At 40.6% G+C, this 19173-nt stretch carries 18 protein-coding genes; 11 read left to right on the top strand and 7 right to left on the bottom strand.

The window, feature by feature from the left end; genetic code table 11:
- Window positions 1–832: hypothetical protein (locus QZZ41_RS10790; protein ID WP_295071728.1), on the top strand; the 832-nt coding region annotated here is incomplete at its 5' end.
- 166 nt (window positions 833–998) lie between these two features.
- Here QZZ41_RS10790 and QZZ41_RS10785 read toward each other — a convergent pair.
- The 5 genes from QZZ41_RS10785 to QZZ41_RS10765 form a co-directional block, all read right to left on the bottom strand.
- Entirely contained in the window at window positions 999–1127 is a 129-nt protein-coding gene (locus tag QZZ41_RS10785; RefSeq protein ID WP_295071726.1) for a recombinase family protein, read from the bottom strand.
- 124 nt (window positions 1128–1251) lie between these two features.
- Window positions 1252–2226 carry a class II glutamine amidotransferase gene (locus QZZ41_RS10780; RefSeq protein ID WP_295071723.1) on the bottom strand — a complete coding sequence of 325 codons (975 nt, stop codon included), beginning with the start codon at window positions 2224–2226 and terminating at the stop codon, window positions 1252–1254.
- 3 nt (window positions 2227–2229) lie between these two features.
- Window positions 2230–2379, bottom strand: a complete 150-nt coding sequence (locus QZZ41_RS10775; RefSeq protein WP_295071721.1) for a hypothetical protein — start codon at window positions 2377–2379, stop codon at window positions 2230–2232.
- 1 nt (window position 2380) lies between these two features.
- Complete coding sequence (locus QZZ41_RS10770; protein ID WP_295071718.1) at window positions 2381–3490, bottom strand: amidoligase family protein; 1110 nt, start codon at window positions 3488–3490, stop codon at window positions 2381–2383.
- Between the two features lie 55 nt (window positions 3491–3545).
- Window positions 3546–3881: a DUF960 domain-containing protein gene (locus QZZ41_RS10765; RefSeq protein WP_295071714.1), complete on the bottom strand. Its 336-nt coding sequence runs from the start codon at window positions 3879–3881 to the stop codon at window positions 3546–3548.
- 181 nt (window positions 3882–4062) lie between these two features.
- Between QZZ41_RS10765 and QZZ41_RS10760 the strand changes: the two genes are divergently transcribed.
- The 7 genes from QZZ41_RS10760 to QZZ41_RS10730 all read left to right on the top strand — a co-directional run bounded on the left by QZZ41_RS10760 (window position 4063) and on the right by QZZ41_RS10730 (window position 12626).
- Window positions 4063–4923 (top strand): site-specific integrase, encoded by an 861-nt coding sequence (locus QZZ41_RS10760; RefSeq protein ID WP_295071712.1) that lies wholly within the window; start codon window positions 4063–4065, stop codon window positions 4921–4923.
- Window positions 4924–5595: 672 nt separating this feature from the next.
- Entirely contained in the window at window positions 5596–6210 is a 615-nt protein-coding gene (locus tag QZZ41_RS10755; protein ID WP_295071709.1) for a TetR/AcrR family transcriptional regulator, read from the top strand.
- A 107-nt stretch (window positions 6211–6317) separates the two neighbouring features.
- Window positions 6318–8081 carry an ABC transporter ATP-binding protein gene (locus tag QZZ41_RS10750; RefSeq protein WP_295071706.1) on the top strand — a complete coding sequence of 588 codons (1764 nt, stop codon included), beginning with the start codon at window positions 6318–6320 and terminating at the stop codon, window positions 8079–8081.
- A complete protein-coding gene (locus QZZ41_RS10745) occupies window positions 8074–9810 on the top strand; it encodes an ABC transporter ATP-binding protein (RefSeq protein ID WP_295071704.1) in 1737 nt (578 codons plus the stop codon). The genes QZZ41_RS10750 and QZZ41_RS10745 overlap by 8 nt, the downstream gene beginning before the upstream one ends.
- A gap of 28 nt (window positions 9811–9838) precedes the next feature.
- Window positions 9839–10429, top strand: coding sequence for an MptD family putative ECF transporter S component (locus tag QZZ41_RS10740; RefSeq protein ID WP_295071702.1), 591 nt, complete (start codon window positions 9839–9841; stop codon window positions 10427–10429).
- Window positions 10429–11127, top strand: a complete 699-nt coding sequence (locus QZZ41_RS10735) for an energy-coupling factor transporter transmembrane component T (protein WP_295071700.1) — start codon at window positions 10429–10431, stop codon at window positions 11125–11127. The genes QZZ41_RS10740 and QZZ41_RS10735 overlap by 1 nt, the downstream gene beginning before the upstream one ends.
- A complete protein-coding gene (locus QZZ41_RS10730) occupies window positions 11127–12626 on the top strand; it encodes an ABC transporter ATP-binding protein (RefSeq protein ID WP_295071696.1) in 1500 nt (499 codons plus the stop codon). The genes QZZ41_RS10735 and QZZ41_RS10730 overlap by 1 nt, the downstream gene beginning before the upstream one ends.
- A gap of 53 nt (window positions 12627–12679) precedes the next feature.
- On the opposite strand, the gene QZZ41_RS15445 is transcribed toward QZZ41_RS10730, so the two are convergent.
- Both QZZ41_RS15445 and QZZ41_RS10725 read right to left on the bottom strand, forming a co-directional pair.
- A complete protein-coding gene (locus QZZ41_RS15445; protein WP_367267476.1) occupies window positions 12680–13003 on the bottom strand; it encodes a recombinase family protein in 324 nt (107 codons plus the stop codon).
- Between the two features lie 352 nt (window positions 13004–13355).
- Complete coding sequence (locus QZZ41_RS10725) at window positions 13356–15905, bottom strand: leucine-rich repeat protein (protein ID WP_295071694.1); 2550 nt, start codon at window positions 15903–15905, stop codon at window positions 13356–13358.
- Between the two features lie 733 nt (window positions 15906–16638).
- Between QZZ41_RS10725 and QZZ41_RS10720 the strand changes: the two genes are divergently transcribed.
- Genes QZZ41_RS10720 through QZZ41_RS10710 form a run of 3 tightly spaced genes read left to right on the top strand, consistent with a single transcriptional unit; the run spans window position 16639 to window position 19109 of the window.
- Window positions 16639–17562, top strand: coding sequence for an ABC transporter substrate-binding protein (locus tag QZZ41_RS10720; protein WP_295071691.1), 924 nt, complete (start codon window positions 16639–16641; stop codon window positions 17560–17562).
- A 15-nt stretch (window positions 17563–17577) separates the two neighbouring features.
- Window positions 17578–18339, top strand: coding sequence for an ABC transporter permease (locus QZZ41_RS10715; protein WP_295071688.1), 762 nt, complete (start codon window positions 17578–17580; stop codon window positions 18337–18339).
- Window positions 18339–19109 (top strand): ABC transporter ATP-binding protein, encoded by a 771-nt coding sequence (locus tag QZZ41_RS10710; RefSeq protein ID WP_295071685.1) that lies wholly within the window; start codon window positions 18339–18341, stop codon window positions 19107–19109. The genes QZZ41_RS10715 and QZZ41_RS10710 overlap by 1 nt, the downstream gene beginning before the upstream one ends.
- The last annotated feature ends 64 nt before the right edge of the window (window positions 19110–19173 follow it).

The raw sequence follows: 19173 nt of genomic DNA, 5'->3' as shown, positions 1-19173 counted from the left end.
GTGTTATGTAAGGATTATAGGTGACGGTATAATTAATGTCATAACGTATCGCACATTATCAGCATACAAAACAGGATATAAAAATGTTGAAATGATGTTGGGAATACTTTCTCTGTATAATCCGGAACTTATCTTTCTGGACGAACCAACATGTTCGTTATATTGCATTCAAGGTCTCTATAATAGTGATTATTATAGAGAGCTTGGTATCAAGCCGAGAAACGAAACCATTGATAATGTAATCGATTTTGAATGCAAACTATGGGATATTAATAAGAATTTCTTTAGTGATCCCGAAGTGCGAAAAAGTGAATTTGACAAACGTATTGGACATTGTCTTTGCAGTACTTCTGATTCAGGAATCTTACTCAGAGCCTTAAATAATACCTGCGATGTCATCAAAGATGTGGTTCTTCCTATAATGGAAAAAATCAAGGATAATAAAGAGTATATCGAATATTGTTATTCATTAAGGCGTGATGTGAAATTAAGCACGGATATTAATGATTTTAGAAAAATTACGTGTAAAGACGGCAATGGATTGTTGCTTATAAAAGAAAATTATACCGCTGATACAAGCAAATATACGGAACGAGACCTTGCTATGTATGTTGATGCAATAGAACATGGTAGGCGTGGTCTTGGCGATGCTGCAAATATCGAGGATTTTAAAAAGAAATTCAGAGATAATCGTAAACAGCAAAAAGGAATCTGCGAGACAATACTTAATACTCCAAAACTTAAACAAGTATTCTCAGAAGAACTTGAGAGGTACAAGAAAAAAAATATAAATGTATTAATCGCGCATGGCTTTACACCTGTGCAGAATTGAAGCCTAACATAATAAATAGTAGGAGATAATAATCTGTAGTAGAACCAGATATCAGGTTTGTAGGCCTTTGATTGGGGATATGTTCAGATACTACGAATGTTTAATGCTGAAACCTGAACCTCCCAAAGTATCTATTAAGAAGATTTGGGAAATAAATGAGTGAATATTACTTAAAAGAGTATTTTATAATAATATTCTGCTCAGGAACGCCAAACTTAATAAGAGCTTCAAGCTGCCTGTCTTCATTCTGTTCCCGGGTAGATACCCGGGCATAACCGTAGATTCTGTTATCCATATTACCTCCAATTTGTCCATAAATGTGGTTGTTACTTTGTGGACGTCCATAAAGTCAAAACAGGACTTTTATGTACACTTTTTTGCCTGTTTTCAAGGTGTGCAATAAAGTAACTATTTTGGACTTAAAAAGCTCCGCAGTAACTCTCATAAACATCTTCACCGCACATATACTTTACATCCCTGAGTGCTTCTCGGAGCAGAATATGATCTGCGAGCATATCTTCAATCTCATCACAGGTATAACCATACTCCAGCAAAAGCTCCACATCTGTACTGTCCACACCATAGCAGCCACAGTATGCCAGCAATATTTCTTCATGCATATTATAATAAGAAGAGAGGTCATCATCATACCAGCTCATGTACTTGGAGCGATATATCTTAGGTTCATACCGTGAGCGTGTGATTTTACCGCTTTTGTCAATGCGGAGTATATCTCCTTCTTCTGTATCAATACGCTTGCTCTCGAACTTGTGCAACCCCAACTGCTTCAAAGCTTTCTTCATAATGCTTTCAGTACTTGCGTATACATACAGACCTATTGTCTCGAAATGGAGCAGGTACATAGGATTGCTGCCCTTTATAATGTATAAGCTATTATTCTGATCCAGTACGGTGAAGCAGAAGTTCCCCTCAACGGTCTCGGCCATGTATTTTAAGCCGTCGAAGTCGAGCTTTCCCTGTTTCTCTATGAGCTGAACACCGATGTAGCTGTCTGTATCTATGTATGTATTGGGAATTACTCCGTCCTTGCGCAGATCTCTGTCGTTCCAGAGTACGCCATTATGTGCAAAGGCAAACTCCTTATCTGCATGACCTGCGAAGGGATGGTTATTGTAATTTTGCTTCTTATCGCCCTGGGTAGCTAACCGCGTATGTCCCATAACAGCTTTCGTTTCGGCAGGAGCGTTGAAGTGCAGTTTATGAGCTGGCTTAGGTCGCTTGAATATAGTGACCTTATTATCGTGGATATAGCTTATGCCTGCAGCATCTGTGCCTCTCTCCTCAGCGGCATTAGCAAGAGCCTGGGTAAGCTTCTTGAGTACCCTATACGGAACGATTCCTTTATAATCGAGCCATCCGAATAATGCGCACATACTTCATTCCTCCTTATCGTCGTTACAGCCGATACCGTCAATAGCACCGCCTGCAAAAAGTATTGTAGCGATAACACCGACCGTCTTTAGCACGTCCTTTATATCTTTCTCGGTATCTTCGTCCATACCAAATAAATCTGATAATAAGCCCATTTTACATATCCTCCTGTGTTTCGATTTCTTCGTTGATATAGAGCCGACGTTCCTTTAGGTACTGGATAAGCTCCGGCTCTTTCACTGTATCTACGAATTCTGACCATGACATTTGTGCTATGCCTTCATCAGTAAGGCTGATAGCGAGATCGCAGATAGCGTTTACAAGCTCAAGCGCTGCAATAAGAGTGTTATACTTGAGCGTGCCTCTGAACAGGCGGAATTCTATAGTTGTGTAGTTCATGAGGTTCACAGCTGCATATCTGCCATTATTTCCTTTCTTAGCTTTATCGAGGATCTCACGACCTGTCTTCTCAAAGCCATATCGCGCAGCCCACCTGTTCATACTGTACTCACTGCGGCGACTGAACTTAAGCATCTCGTTCCAGTGATGTTCGATAAAGTACAAGATACGTGCTATAACCTCATCCTGCTCTTCACGACTATCGCCTAGACAGGAGCGATTGACATGGACGTGAAGTCCACAGGTGCTTGTCTGATGTGAGCGATATCCCAAGTATATAGCCTTTTTCATGATATCTTCCCACTGAAACTGCTTATGAAAATCAAGGCTCATGGGGTGAGTTACAAGCTCCATACCATCGTCCAATGAGCCGTCACCTTTGATGTATATGTGTTCTTGATCTCTGTTGGCAATAACAAGCAATTCGTCGGCATTGTCACTGTCCTTGCCTGCTCCGTCAATCTCCAGTTCTACGCCGAAATACCGCTTGGAATCACCGTAAAAGATAGGCTCAGGCTTGTAACCGTAATCATGGATAGAGCGGTTCTTATCGACTTCATCGTGGTAGCATTCCGAGCAGTAGTCATATCCGTCCAAGTGATAGGCATCGTCTTCGTGTAATAGCGCATCGCAGCAGCTGCAACGAGTGTAGTGATTGTGATAACAGTGGCTGCAGAGAGTGGTGTAATCATCTCCGTAGCTTTCATTTGTCCAGATTATAGCACCGCATCTGTCACAGGTAGTAGTATGCTGTTCCACACAGTCTGTGCAGACAATCTCTCCATCAATAGTCTCATAATCCTCATCTTCGTCGATAATAGCTCCACAGTGAGAGCAATACATGACATTTTCATTCTTTTCATCCATTGTAAAAACCTCCGTAAATAGAAAGAACCAGCCCCCGAAGGGGCTGGCTTTACGTTCAATATTCTTCTGCTAAAAGCATTGTACAGTGATCACCGTCATCAATTATGTACAGCGTTTCTGTAATTGGCATATCAGACGGTATAAGATACGTCATACGGTATTCAGGCACCTCCGAGCTATGAGTAATAGCCTGCATAGGACCAGCTGAACTCAGTTCAAAGACCTGTAAATAGTCTTTTGGAGCAGGCATTCGCTCTACACACTCCCAAAGAAACAGCTGCAATTCCAATGGAATCACACTATCAGCGCCACAGGTCAGGTATCGGTTGTTGTCAAACACAGTATCAGTTCCTCCTTTCGCATTATTGTTAGTGACAAAATCTTTTGCCATATCAATAATATATATATACAGAAATGAGAAATAATAGGAATTGAGCTGTAAACCGGCAAAAAAATGTAACAATAATAATTATTACATAATAATTATATATATTTACAAAATCAAAATAATCGGAAAACTATGGTTTTTACTTATTAGCTATTGAATATAGAAGCATTTAAGGATAATATTATTGTATTTGAATATTGCACCTACAACACTTTATGGGTATGAATCACTTGCGAAGAATAGATTGCTCGCTATACAGGGATGCATACTTACAGATCTCAAGACTATCGATATCCAAAGAGCCATCAACATGGATGCTGAGCAAGGAATAAGCCATAAAACTATAAAATCGGCGTATACTCTTATCAGAAGTGCTGCATTGATCTTTGGTGTTGAACTTCCTTCTATCCGTAAGCTCAGATCACCTCCAAAAACGGTAAAAGATGAACTTCCACCTCTTGGTGATGTACTAAGAGTAATTATAGGTTCAAGTGTAGAGCTCCCGTGCCTTCTTTCGGTTTGGTGCGGTGGTATGCGTATATCCGAAGTTCGTGGGCTCAAATTTAGTGACATTTATGAAGAAAACAACAATAGATACATAAGAGTCAGAAGAGCAAGAGTATGTATAAATGGTCACGATGTTATTGAGAATCGGAATAAAACTGAACAGTCTACACGCGATGTGCCTATTCCTGATTACATCTACACCCTCATTCAACAAGTTCCACATGAAAGTGATGATGACTTTATCATTAACGAAAATTATGGGGCATTAAAACGCCGCTACGACAGATTGCTCAAGAAACATGACCTCAAAATGACTTTCCATGACCTTCGTGCCCAATTTGCAACTACTATGAACGGTCTTGGTGTTGAGAAGGAGGTACTTGAAAAGCTTGGAGGATGGGCTAACTCAAAAGTCCTTGACAGCGTATACATAAGGACTCCTAAGCAACGAATCCGAGATAGTCTTAAGGTGTTCGACGATTATATGTACGAAGTAATCAGAGATACACGAACAAAAAAGGCTGGAGAAGTTGCTTAATAATTTCAGTCACACAAAAGTCACACGGTTACAATTTGTGTATGGATATTCCTCTAAATACAGGCAAAAGGCAAGCATATGTCTATTTGTTCAAGTCTTTCTGCCCCTGCCATATTTGGTACTCACAAATGAGACAATACTTTGTAGTGCCCGTAGAAAAGCACCGCTATTTATAGGGGTGCTTTTCTTATTTAGCCTAAATCGGAATGAACTAATAAAAGGGATTAGCAAAATATGCTAATCCCTTTTATTATGGGAAATACACGAATGCACTCTATTGCATCTATCCGAACCAATATGCACCTTACATTTTCATATGAAGCTAATCAATATAATAAATATTAAATATAGATAATTAAGAGAGTTATTTATAAATGGATAGGTTAAAAATGGAATCCGCTAACATGGCGGACACTATTGTTGCAGAAGTAGATATAATAATTGAATTTGCAGGAAAACCAACTCCTTCGGGAGCTAGATTTTCTTTATAACTCTTTACAGGTGAAAACGCACGAAATATAAAAGCTTGCCCATTTGAAAAATATTTAAAACGGAAAAATTCCCACGAAAAGATAATTGGCTCTGAAAAACACTTGACAAGTGAAAGAGAACAGTGTATACTAACAATGTTAGTGTACACTGTTCATTTACTTTTTCCAGGGAGGTGAGTCTTTGCCAAGAGACAAGACACAGAGCCATGAAAGGATAATTGAGGCTGCCAAAAAAGAGTTTCTGGAGTATGGCTTTACTGACGCTTCGCTCCGAAGAATAGCGACTGAGGCAGGCATTCAGGTAGGCGGTCTTTACAAGCATTTCTCAAGTAAGGAGGAAATGTTTGCATCGCTGGTAGATCCAACGATAGAAGGTCTTATGGAATGCTTTCACGGGATAGAGAGTGACTATTTTGATGAGATAGGCAAGGTAGCAGCTGAATCCATATGGAAAGATCAGATGGAGACTGTCAGGTTTATGGGATACATCTACGATCATTTTGACGAGTTCAAGCTGATAGTTTGCAGATCGCAGGGTACAAAATACGAAAACTTTACTCATGACATAGCAAAGCTTGAGGAAGAAGTAACAATTAGATATATGAATGCACTGAATAAAAGTGGGATAGCTGTCAATGAAGTAGACGAAAAGGAATTCCATTTGCTTGTCACGGCAAGTGTTGAAGCGATACTTCAAGCAGTCGTTCATGATTTCACGAAAGATGAAGCTATGCACTACGCCCATACACTGGAAAAGTTTTATCTTCCTGCGTGGAAAGCTTTATTCGGACTTTAATATTAATCCAATAATCAAATTAAGGGAAGCGTATCATTTGCGTTTCCCTATAAAAAAGTATATATGTTAGATAAAACAAACATATTTTATGGAGGCGAATGATCATAATGAAAAAGAAACGTAGCCTGTTATCCTGGGTACTTGAATTTGCAGGGAGAAAGAAAAGCTATTTCAGAGGAAGCGTTTTTCTTGCTGTTCTGGGTGTAACAGCGTCATTTATCCCCTATCTTATTATGGCGGATATTGTTGAAAAGCTGCTTGACGGCAACAGAGAATGGGACTATTATTTGAAACAGGTATTGTTTATGGGTGTTTTCTGGGTGATAAGGGTCACTCTGCACTCATTCTCGACTTCATTATCTCATGTGGCAACATTTACTGTGCTGGGCAGCATACGAAAGCAGCTCTGTGAAAAGCTGTCAAGGATACCGCTTGGCTCAGTACTTGATGACAACAGCGGCAGCTACAAAAACATCATAGTTGACAGAGTGGATTCAATGGAAACAACTCTGGCACATATTGTGCCTGAGTTTACAGCAAATCTCCTGCTGCCTGTCATCATGTTCATCTATCTGCTGACACTCGACTGGCGGCTTGGACTGGCTAATCTGGTTGGCGCAGCCATAGGTCTTGTATGTGCTATGATAATGTTTGCAAAAAGCAAGGGCGGATATGAATTATCAATTGAAAAGACCAAAAAGCTCAATGATACTGCTGTGGAATATATCAACGGAATAGAAGTCATCAAGGCTTTTGGAAAGACAGGCAGCTCCTATGAAAAATTCGTGAATGCTGCAAGAGAGGGCGCAGATGTTTTCATTGACTGGATGCGCAGGTGCATCTGGCCTCAGTCGGGAACAATGTCATTTCTGCCTGCAACTTTCTTAGGCGTTCTGCCGATAGGTCTGCTGCTTGTGAGAAATGGCTCGTTGACTCCTGTTAATTTCATTACAGGTATCATTCTTTCGGCAGGACTTATCACTCCCCTTGTTGTCGCATTTTCTTACATAGACGATATCCTTAAAATGCAAACCATCTTCGGTGAAGTGACTGAGATCATTGAACGCGATGACATGATAAGGCCGACAGAGCTGAAAAATAAGCCAGCTGGTTCGGACATCAGGCTCTCCGATGTGAGATTTACCTACAATGAGAAAGAAGTTCTGCACGGTATCAATATGGAGATAAAACATGGCGAGATCGCAGCAATCGTCGGTCCTTCGGGTTCAGGCAAGAGCACTATAGCAAGGCTTATCGACTCGCTGTGGGATACTGATTCTGGCGATATTACATACGGTGGAGTGAACATCAGAGAACTGCCACTTGATTACTACATGGGTCAGATATCCTATGTGGCGCAGGATAATTACCTTTTTGATATGTCAGTAAAGGAAAATATCAGGCTCGGCAGATCGGGAGCAACTGACGAGGACGTTATCAATGCGGCTAAAGCATCTGGTTGTCATGAATTCATTATGGGGCTTGAAAACGGATATGACACAGTTGTCGGCGGCGCAGGCGGACACCTATCAGGCGGCGAGCGTCAGAGAATATGTATTGCAAGGGCAATGCTCAAAAATGCCCCTGTCGTCATACTTGATGAAGCGACTGCTTACACCGATCCCGAAAACGAAGCACTTGTGCAGGAAAGTGTTGCAAAACTGATACAGGGCAGAACACTTATAGTGATCGCACATCGCCTTTCGACGATAGTAGACGCAGACAAGATATTCGTCGTCAACAATGGAAATATCGTGGCTTGCGGAACACAGCAGGAGTTGCTTGAAAACTGCGAGCTTTACAGAAAAATGTGGACAGCTCACAGTATGGTCAGGGATAATGACAGCGGAAAGGAGAATGCATATGCTTGAGATGATAAAAAAGTTCTTTGACTTTTGTAATGACAAAAACAGAAGAAAATTCTACAAAGCTATCGTGTTGGGCGTTATTGAGGCAATGTTCACAGCCATGAAGATACCTGCCGCATTTGTTGCTATAAAAGCGGTGCTTGATAACAATATCGACACGAAAACTGTGTTTACAGTCATAGCTCTTATGCTGGTAAGCACTCTCGGAAAGACGGTAATAAGCCGCTTTTCCACAATGCTACAGACAGAAGGCGGATATGATACTGCCGCACTAAAACGTATCGAGATCGGCGAGCACCTGCGATATCTTCCTATGGGTTACTTCAATGATACAAGTCTGGGACATATCACCTCGGTCGCTACAAACACAATGGAGCAGATGGGAGATATCGCTACCCGTGCTATCATGCTGGTATTGCAGGGAAGCATCACAACTGCGGTAATCGCACTTTTCATGTTTGTGTTTGATGTCCGTATCGGTCTGATCTCGCTTGCAGGCATAGGTATTTTTATTCTGGTAAATCAGTGGACGAACCGAAGTGTTGCAAGGGTCGCAGATGAAAAGCTCTCTGCCGACAGAGAAATGGTAGGCGTGATACTGGAATACATTCAGGGAATATCGGAGATCAGAAATTATAACATCATCGGTCTCAATCAGTCGAAGCTCAAAAGCTCCATTGAGCGAAAGAAAAACGCTGACATTTCCGCAGAGCTGGCAGCGATACCTGCTGTTGGCGTTCAAAATCTTATCTGCAAGCTGATAGGCGTTGCAATAGCAGGTGCGTCAGTTTATTTCTACCTTAACGGAAGCATGGATCTTGTATATACCATAACAATGCTGCTGTGCTCGTTCATGGTTTTTGAGTCGCTGGATTCAGCAGGTATCTACACTGCCCTGCTCCGTGTTATCGGAAAAGGTGTTGACCTGGCGAATGAAATACTGGACATTGAGCAAATGGATATCGACGGAGAAAACATCACGCCTCAGAACAGGGATATCCGCCTTGAACACGTCAGCTTTGCCTACGAAAACAGAAAGATCATTGACGATGTGTCGCTTGAGATAAAGGAGAACACTACCACCGCGATCGTGGGTCCGTCTGGCGGAGGCAAGACTACTATAACTTCTCTTATATCACGTTTCTGGGACGTTCAGGAGGGACAGGTCACGCTGGGCGGCAGAAATGTGAAAGACTACAGCTTTGATACGCTTATGGAGAATTTCAGCTTTGTATTTCAGCGGGTATACCTCTTTGAGGATACTATCGCCAACAATATACGTTTCGGCAGACCCGAAGCATCTATGGAGGAAGTTGAAGAAGCCGCAAAGAAAGCCGCCTGCCACGATTTCATTATGTCACTTCCAAACGGCTATGATACCGTGATCGGCGAGGGCGGTGCTACCCTTTCCGGCGGCGAAAAGCAGAGGCTTGCCATTGCCCGTGCGATAATGAAGGACGCGCCCATTATCATACTTGACGAGGCGACTGCAAACGTTGATCCCGAAAACGAAAAGGAGCTGACCGAAGCCATTGAGAACCTGACAAAGCACAAGACGATCATCATGATCGCACACAGGCTAAAAACCGTAAGAAACGCCGATCAGATCATTGTCGTGGACAAGGGACGCATTGTTCAGCAGGGACGGCACGAAGAGCTTATGGCGCAGGAGGGTATCTACAAGAACTTCATAAGCGGCAGAAAACAGGCGGTAAGCTGGAAGCTTGCGTAATCGCAAAAATGATAAGGAGAGTTTAAAAATGAACGAAAAGAAATTACAGGCAAAGGATTTTATTACAATAGGAATTTTCACAGCGCTTTTATTCGTTGTGGAGTTTGCCTGCGGAATACTGGGATTTATTCACCCATACATAGTAGCATCCTATGTAGTAATGATACCGATAGTCGGTTCTATTCCAATGATGCTGTTTTATACTAAGATAGAGAAATTCGGTATGCTGAGCATTATGTCCGTATTGCTTGCTATCATAATGTTCGTAACGGGTATGGGCTACCTCGGTGCGCCGCTTATCATCGCCTCAGGTGTTATAGCAGATCTGATCGCAAAATCGGGCGGTTATAAGAGCTTTAAGAAAACAGTTATAAGCTATGGCGTTTTCTGTCTGTGGATATGTGCAAATTATTTCCCTGTGGTGGTATCTGCAAATTCCTACAGAAAAAATCTTCTTGAAGGCGGTTATTCGGCGGAGTACTGCGACAGTCTTTTCCGTGCAATCAACTCAAAAACTATAGCAGTATTGCTTGTACTTTGCTTTGTATTCGGCTGTGTGGGGGCGTTAATTGGAAAGGCTGTTGTAAAGAAACATTTTGAGAAGGCAGGTATTGTATAATGTCCTTAAAGCTCGATCCAAGAACAAAGCTGTACATGATATTTGTAGTATCGGCGGTTGTGATGATGAGTGCCACAACGCCCTTTCTATGGACAGTGCGAATTATCATGACCATGATACCGATACTTCTGCTTATCACAGAAAAGCATTTTGCGGCGTTTCGGTTTCTGATACTTTACGGGGCAGCTTTGCTCCTGACATTCAGGTATCTTTCCGAAAACTCAAAGGGCTTTCTGTCGGCATTTCTTGTTGGATATTGCAGTATCATAGTACAGTTCATGCCTGCTATGATAACAGCATGGTATGTAATAAAAACTACGAAGATCGGCGAATTTGTCTGCGCTATGCAGAAAATACATATCCCAGACGGTATAACGATCTCACTTGCGGTGGTCATGCGTTTTTTCCCTACCATAAAGGAGGAATACACAGCTATCCGTGACGCTATGAAAATGCGAGGTATCATGCTGGGCGGAGGAAATGCTACAGGCATGATAGAATACCGTCTGATACCGCTGCTGTTTTCATGCGTGAATATCGGAGATGAATTATCCGCAGCCGCTGTTACAAGAGGTCTCGGAGGAAAGGTGAAAAGAACCAGTGTGCAGGTGCTGAAAATGAGGGCGGCAGACTATATGCTGATGCTGCTGTTCTCAGCAGCTCTTGCATTTTTCTTGGTTTCTAAGTATTTCAGATGATGCAGACGATAGCGCAGATAAACAATGTTACGCACAGATACAAGGGTGCGGCCGAAAACTCCCTTGACGGCGTTTCTTTAGCGATAAAGAAAGGCGAAACACTTCTTTTGTGCGGTGCATCAGGTTCAGGCAAGACCTCGGTGATACGACTGCTAAACGGACTTATTCCCCATTACTATCAAGGCGATATGACAGGCGAAGTGACCGTAAACGGACTTGAGATTGCAAAAACACAGCTCTATGAGCTTGCAGGCATTGTAGGAACTGTCTTTCAGAACCCGAGAAGTCAGTTCTTTTCGGTAGATACCGACGGAGAGATCGTTTTCGGTCCTGAGAATATAGGGCTTGCACCTGACGAGATAAGAGCCCGAAAGGATAGCATATCCCGACAGATGAAGCTTGATAAGCTTCTGGGCAAAAGTCTGTTTGAATTATCGGGCGGCGAAAAGCAAAGGATAGCCTGTGCTTCGGTAGCTGCACTGCTGCCTGAAATAATACTTCTGGACGAGCCTTCCTCAAATCTTGATATGGAAGCAATAAAGATGCTGCATGATATTATCTGTGACTGGAAAAGCCAGGGCAAGACGATAATCATTTCCGAACACAGACTCTGGTATCTCAAAGATATTGCCGATCGTGTAATCTATATGGATAAGGGCAGGATAGCACATGAGTGGAACACTAAGGATTTCACAAAGCTTTCCGAGAAAGAGATAAGACAGCTTGGACTTCGTCCGACAAGTATCAATGAACACTATCAGACATTGCTTTCAGATCAAGGACATACAGAGTGCAGCCAAGCGGATATATCAGACGGGATATTGCTGAAGGACTTTTATTTTTCCTATAATCACAAGCCATATATCCTGCGAAGAAAGAAGTTTTCAGTCTCTGACGGCGAAGCCCTCAGCCTTTGTATTCCCGAACTCATGCTCCCTAAAGGAAAAGTGACCGCAGTTATCGGCAGCAACGGTACGGGAAAATCTACTTTTCTTCGGTGTATCTGCGGACTGGAAAAAGATTGCTCTGGCGTTATCATATCAAACGGAAAGGAATACAGAAAGCGTCAGCGCATCGGCTTTTCCTACATGGTCATGCAGGACGTGAACCACCAGCTTTTCACCGACAGCGTGGAAAAAGAGGTGCTGCTTTCAATGAAAGATAAAGACGAAAAAAGATGTCACGAGATACTCAGTACCCTCGGTCTGCTTGGATATAAAGGCACTCACCCTATGGCACTTTCAGGCGGGCAGAAACAGCGTGTCGCTATAGCTTCAGCAATAGCGGCGGGTGCAGAGCTTCTGCTGTTTGACGAGCCGACCTCGGGACTTGACTACGCTCACATGAAAAAAGTGGGAGAGCTTCTGCGTCAGCTTGCAGGCTCAGGCAGTACGGTGCTTGTTTCAACACACGATCCCGAGTTTATTCAGCAATGCTGTGACTACACACTTCGGATAAAAAAAGGCAAGGTCAATTCATTTGAACAGTGGAAAAAGTAGCTTTTCAAACACCATAATATTCAATAAATTGTGTTTCTCCAAAATGGAGAAACTTATCTATATTCTGTTGTATAGCCTGTAGTAGTATGACTTGGAGATACCAAGCTCTCGCATAGCTTCCACAGGCTTTTTTCACAACATACTTCTGCCAGTACCCATGCCTGCTCCGACGGAAAGTCTGTAAGCGAAGTAGGTATATCCCGTGTCTTAACACTGATAATTTCCTCGAACTCTTCTAACTCTCGCTTTATATCGGCATTGTTACGACTGAGCCTGTCCGATTCCTTGATAACAAGAGTATCTCCTTTACGAGTTATCTGACGTTTCAGATACTGATATACTTCACGCTCAGTATCCTTCCCTGATGCTTTGTAAATTATAATGTTCTGTTCAGGTACTATGAACTTTGTGAGAGCTTCAATCTGTGTTCGTTTTGTTCACGCGTTGAAACGCGAGCATATCCATATACGCGGTTATCCATTTTTTCCTCCAATCTGTTCAAAAAGTCCTGCGCAGTTTCGGTACATTCCAAAACTAAAATCTGACTTTGGGGAACGCTTTTTCAGCCGTTTTCTGAGTGTGCCATAAAGTTTAATTTTCAGGACACTTCATTTTATATTCGTAAAATAAAAAGAAATGCCGAGCTAAATAAACTCGGCATTTCTTCTGCTTTATGCATATTTTTTATATAACTTTTCAAATTATACCTTATTTACTAAGGATGCTTCTTTAATATATTTCTTTCAATCCATTTATAAATTCACTATACAAATCATCAGTATACAGTTTGCTTAAATCAAGTTCACCATCTTGATTTGCATACAATTTTATATTATATTTCCAGTCCACCGACTTTTTTGCATCCATAACTCCTGATTTGTCAAAATGATAATAATTTCCATACATGGATATGTAAGCATCAGTGTTCATATTATGATTTTTACCAAAAAGATAATAATTATTTCCATCATTATACCAACCGCTTGTTCTTTCACATTCATTATTGAACCAGTATTTCTCTGTTTTTCCGTTTTCAATTACATCAACAATCTTATTATATGCTAAAGTGCCATCATTATTGACATAATATGTTTTATTGTTATAAGTGAACATTCCTGGCTGTGTATATTTTTTATCTTTCTTATAAAAATAATATGAACCGTTTTCCTTTCTGACGCCGCTAAAATTAAGCTTTATCTTTTTATGAGAAACTGCATTTTTTATTGGTTCAGGAATTTCATAATCTAAAGGAAGTTCAATTGTTAAGCAGCTTCTGTCAGAATTAACGTCAACAATATTAAACGAACAATCAGAGGTTAACATTTTATTGCTTCTGAAAGATCCTAACTGATTCTTGCCGCAGACAGCCGCACCGGGATAATAACCAAACTCATTTGAAAGGCTGAAAAGCTTTAAAGGCTGAACAGGTGTAATATAATACCCCTTATCCGATGAGCCAAACTGATAAATTTCTCTTACAAACGAAGTATTACCCGAACGTTCAAGCAGCTTCTCATTACGGTCGAAATCACCATAAACAGACATATCAATAATCTGCCACTTTTTGTCAACAAAAACTAAGTTTGCTGCATGACCGGAACAACCAAGAATAAAGTTATCTACACCAAGACCGTCAAGGAGCAATGAAACTGCCATGGCAAAGCTTTCACACTGTGTATAATTAGAAAGGAAAGCATTATAGGCAGAATTGTCATTTTCTCTTGATTCATCAAGTATATTGTATTCATAATTCGGGAAAAGATCGAATTTTTCTGTATTATTTACATATGATGAATACTCAACGCTATTGAATATTATACGGCAAGCAGCTTCTATCCTATCTTTTTCGTTATCATATGCATTTTTGATTTCAGATACTTCAAAATCAATTTTCTGCTGTACATGATCGGCTAAAAGCTGAGTCCGCTTGAATGAACCGTTATTTTTGACTATAAGATCATAGAAGCTGTATTTCTCTGCACCGTTCACACGATCCTTATAAATATTCTCTCTTTCCTGCTCCTGATAATAATCAAGATCATTGCCATTTAAATACTTGATATTACAGCAATTGGAAAAAGCATCTTCATGGATATATTTAACTGTATCCGGAATATTCAGTGAGATCGTTTTATCTTTGTTATTATCATTATTGAGCACAGCCCTAAGATTATTTGTGATAGTAGTTGTTTTATCAGCAATATTAAGATCAGATATACCGTCATTATTGCTGTCAGCAAGTTCAATACCATCTACAGTGCCGCAGGCAGCAACAGCTTTTTCATCGCTGCTTTTAATGTAACATATTACACCGTCATCATAATGGTTGCCTTGTTTATTTCCGAATTTTGTACCATTAAAAACATTATAGCTGAAGTTTACATTTTCCTGGAAATTAACGGTATCAAGATTAGAGCAGCCTTCAAATGCGCCGTCTTCAATATTGATAAATGTGCTGGCTGTAACTTTACCGCCTGTCGAAATAGTTTTAAGTCCGCCTGTATACAATTCAGGTTCGTGGTCATAAGTTTCTATACCGTAGAACCACTTTGGCTGAACATAATTCCTTATAGTAAGCTTTTCCATATTTGTACACTCAGAAAAAGCACCTTTTTTGATCTTCAGAACAGGAAGAATACACCATGATTCAACATTTTCATTCTTTTCGTTTTTAGTAATAAGTTTACAGCATATTTCCGAAGGTATGGTTATATATTTGCTTTGTGACTCGATTTTTTTAATTTCCAAGCCACCGTGACCGTCAATTAAACCAAGTCTTTCACTTGAATGGTCTTTATTGTTAAGATCAGTGAACTTATCTGTCAGACCAACTTTTTCCTGTATATATCTGAGCATACAACAGTAATCATAGTAGCTTAATTCCTGATCTCCGTCAATATCACATTTGATCGTATTATAATCAGCAATCTCACTTAAAGGGAATGATGTTTTTTTGAATCCGTCAGTACTGTAAAGCTCATTTATAACATCTCTCACTTGCTGATAATCAATGTAGTTTATGTCAGTTCCGTTAGTATATGGAGCGTTTACTGAATAATCAAAGAAACTTGGATCATTATCAAGACGCTCCTTAGCCTTCAAATATTTACTGTTAAAAACTTCATTATCGACTCTGAAAAGCCTTGAATGTGCATAAAGTTCATTATAAGCATCTGCCCCACTGTCTGCTGCAAAAGCATTGAAAGCTGCTGATGTCGACAGAACCATTGAAGCAGCTGCTAAAAGAGATGTTACACGCTTTGAGATTTGCTTTTTCATAAAATAATGTTCCTTTCTGTGGTATAATTGATTATTTAAAAAAGTAAGCAGTATAATAAAATAGGTCAATACTCCTTCATACGGAATATTCGTACATGATTTTTTATCTCGGACAAGTTTCCTGTACTATAACAGAATGTTTGAAGAACATATACAAAAACACTTCCGAAAGTTATTTTTTTATATATAATAAGGCTGTATTACAATATGTACTGATATCATATAGGCAAGCTGAGCCTATTTCCTTAATCCTTTCCATATTCCTCTTTGCTTATCATATAATAAAGTCCATAAAATGCTACAAATGATGTAATCAATACTATAATTTCTGTTATTAAAGCAATAACATACTTTGGCGTTCACATAATCAGATGTAATAACAGCTCATTACATAAGCATATCAAACATATAGACAAAGTTGTGATTATACACAAACCTTTTAGCTATAACTTAAAAGGTTGTGTAAAAAAATCTGAATTTCGATTTTTTAAGAAATAGCCATTGACAAACATCTGAAAATGCTGTAAAATAAAAACATAGTAAAACGATATGAATTATGTGATTGGAGGGCTGTATATGCTTTATATCATTAATAACAGTTTTGAATTTAATATGATGTGCATGATGCAGTGCTCCGAACATACTGTATCATAGATTTGTCATGCACTATGAAAAACAGTACGTATCGGAGGATCTTTGATTCTCCGTTTTTTTATGAAAGGAAGAAATAATTATGAAAAAAAGAATTATCACATCTGCACTTGCCCTTACTCTTACTTTATCGGCTGCATCATGCGGCAAGAAAGATGAAAGCAATGCAAATACCGTTAAAATAGCTTACCTGCCTATCACACATTCTCTTGCTGTACTTGAAGAGGCAGAAGAGCTTGAAAAGCAGTCGGGCTTAAAGGTAGAGCTTGTAAAGTACGGTTCATGGAATGAGCTCCTTGACGCGCTCAACTCCAACAGAGTTGACGGAGCATCCGTACTTATCGAGCTTGCAATGAAGTCCAAGCAGGAGGGCATAGGCATAAAGGCTGTAGCACTCGGACACCACGACGGAAACGTTATCGTTGTATCAAATGATATCGCATCAGCTGCCGACCTTAAAGGCAAGACATTTGCAATCCCACACAGACAGTCATCGCATAATATACTTCTTAATGATGCACTTGCAACAGCAGGACTTACTATAAACGATGTAAAGGTCACAGAGCTTGCACCGACTGAGATGCCGTCTGCACTTGCAAGCGGTCAGATAGACGGCTACTGTGTTGCAGAGCCTTTCGGTGCAATGGGCGTATCTCTCGGTGTAGGAAAGGTGCTTTTCACATCTGAGGAGCTTTGGGAAAACTCATTATGCTGCGGACTTGTCCTCACAGATAAATTCATTGATGAGCGCACGGCTGATGCAAAGTCATTTGTTGAAAGCTACAAAAAAGCAGGAAATGCACTCGACAAAGCAAAGGCTAAAGAGACTGCAAAGAAATACTTCAGCCAGAGCGATGAAGTACTTGATATCTCATTACAGTGGATATCATACAACGACCTTGATATAACAGAGGAAGAGTACAATACTCTTGCTGAAAAAGTAAAGGAATATGGTCTGTCAGACAATCCTCCGACCTATTCCGAATTCGTAAAAAATGATTTCTGATAAGGTGTGATACCTATGAAAAAGATACTTTCACTTAAAAATGTTATTGTTTCACTGGCAATTCTTATACTTATATGGCAGATACTGTTTTCCGTGAGCAGCTACAACAAAGCATTATTCCCGTCACCGAAAATGGCATTTGACGCACTGCTGGAAATGATAGAAAACGGCAGGCTGTTTGAAAATATCAAAACGAGTATGTACCGTTTTGTTGTAGGCTATTCAAGCTCTGTAGTAGTTGCAGTTGTTCTCGGACTTATCCTCGGCAGGATACCTAAGGTATTCCAGTATGTAAATCCCGCATTGCAGCTGTTAAGACCTATCTCCCCTACTGCATGGATGCCGTTTATCGTTCTTTTATTCGGAATCGGTGATGTACCTGCTATAGTTATAATCTTTATTGCCGCATTTTTCCCTGTACTGCTCTCGACAGTTTCCGCAGTCGGCAATATAGATCCTATATACCTGAAAGTCTCAAAGAATTTTGGTATAAAGCAGCCTGCACTCACATGGAAGGTCATTTTTCCTGCGGCATTTCCGCAGATAGCAAACGGTATACATCTTGCTCTCGGTACAGCGTGGATATTCCTTGTAGCAGGCGAAATGGTCGGCGCACAGTCGGGACTTGGCTATCAGATAATCGACGCAAGAAACAATATCCGCGCGGATATCCTGCTTGCAACTATACTTGTCATAGGTGTTATCGGAATACTTCTTGACAGTATCCTTAAATTAATTGAAAAGGCAGTAATGAGATCGTGGGGAGGTGCAGTGTAATGTATATTGAAATAAAAGAAGCCTGCAAGAACTATGTTCAGGACGGCAAAGAATTCACTGCCCTTGACCATGTTTCCCTTGACATTGAAAAGGGCGAGTTCATATGCCTTCTCGGACCGTCGGGCTGCGGAAAGAGCACACTGCTCAACGCGCTTGCAGGATTTGAAAAGGTAAACAGCGGAAGTGTTAAAATAGACGGTAAGGAAGTTACTGCTCCGTCCATAAACAATATCACCATTTTTCAGAACTACGGACTGCTCCCATGGAGAAACGTCCAGAAAAACGTTGAGCTTGGACTTGAATCAAAAAAAGTTCCAAAGTCGGAACGCGCAGCAGCTGCTAAGAAGTATCTTGAGCTTGTTGGACTCAGCGGCTATGAAAAGCGTTATCCCAAACAGCTTTCGGGCGGTCAGCAGCAGAGAGTGGCTATTGCAAGAGGACTTGCGGTAGATCCCGATATCATCTTCATGGACGAACCATTCGGTGCGCTTGACGCTATCACACGTATGAAATTGCAGGAAGATATACTCAGGATATCCCGCGAAGAGAAAAAGACCATAATATTCGTTACTCACGACATTGAAGAAGCTGTATTTCTTGCCGACAGGATAGTTGTAATGATGGCTGATCCGGGCAGGATAAAGAGTGTTGTAAAAGTTCCTTTAGGCGATCACCGCGACAGAACAAGCGAGAATTTCCTGTATGTACGTGACAAGATATTCGACCTGTTCAATATGAAGTCGGACAACTATATAGAATACATCATCTGATACTGTGTTCATAAAAAGAGCCCGAAAAAACAGGTTCTTTTTATAAGATATTGAAGTTTTCATA

This window comes from Ruminococcus sp. (genome assembly GCF_016283395.1).
Note: the sequence above shows the minus strand (reverse complement) of the source record. Positions and strands in the feature narration are given on the sequence as shown.

Coding starts and splice junctions, on each gene's coding strand:
- QZZ41_RS10720 (WP_295071691.1), top strand. CDS start 16,639: ATGAAAAAAAGAATTATCACATCTGCACTTGCCCTTACTCTTACTTTA.
- QZZ41_RS10780 (WP_295071723.1), bottom strand. CDS start 2,226: ATGTGCGCATTATTCGGATGGCTCGATTATAAAGGAATCGTTCCGTAT.
- QZZ41_RS10765 (WP_295071714.1), bottom strand. CDS start 3,881: ATGGCAAAAGATTTTGTCACTAACAATAATGCGAAAGGAGGAACTGAT.
- QZZ41_RS10730 (WP_295071696.1), top strand. CDS start 11,127: ATGCAGACGATAGCGCAGATAAACAATGTTACGCACAGATACAAGGGT.
- QZZ41_RS10715 (WP_295071688.1), top strand. CDS start 17,578: ATGAAAAAGATACTTTCACTTAAAAATGTTATTGTTTCACTGGCAATT.
- QZZ41_RS10745 (WP_295071704.1), top strand. CDS start 8,074: ATGCTTGAGATGATAAAAAAGTTCTTTGACTTTTGTAATGACAAAAAC.
- QZZ41_RS10770 (WP_295071718.1), bottom strand. CDS start 3,490: ATGGATGAAAAGAATGAAAATGTCATGTATTGCTCTCACTGTGGAGCT.
- QZZ41_RS10735 (WP_295071700.1), top strand. CDS start 10,429: ATGTCCTTAAAGCTCGATCCAAGAACAAAGCTGTACATGATATTTGTA.
- QZZ41_RS10725 (WP_295071694.1), bottom strand. CDS start 15,905: ATGAAAAAGCAAATCTCAAAGCGTGTAACATCTCTTTTAGCAGCTGCT.
- QZZ41_RS10710 (WP_295071685.1), top strand. CDS start 18,339: ATGTATATTGAAATAAAAGAAGCCTGCAAGAACTATGTTCAGGACGGC.
- QZZ41_RS10740 (WP_295071702.1), top strand. CDS start 9,839: ATGAACGAAAAGAAATTACAGGCAAAGGATTTTATTACAATAGGAATT.
- QZZ41_RS10775 (WP_295071721.1), bottom strand. CDS start 2,379: ATGGGCTTATTATCAGATTTATTTGGTATGGACGAAGATACCGAGAAA.
- QZZ41_RS10785 (WP_295071726.1), bottom strand. CDS start 1,127: ATGGATAACAGAATCTACGGTTATGCCCGGGTATCTACCCGGGAACAG.
- QZZ41_RS10750 (WP_295071706.1), top strand. CDS start 6,318: ATGAAAAAGAAACGTAGCCTGTTATCCTGGGTACTTGAATTTGCAGGG.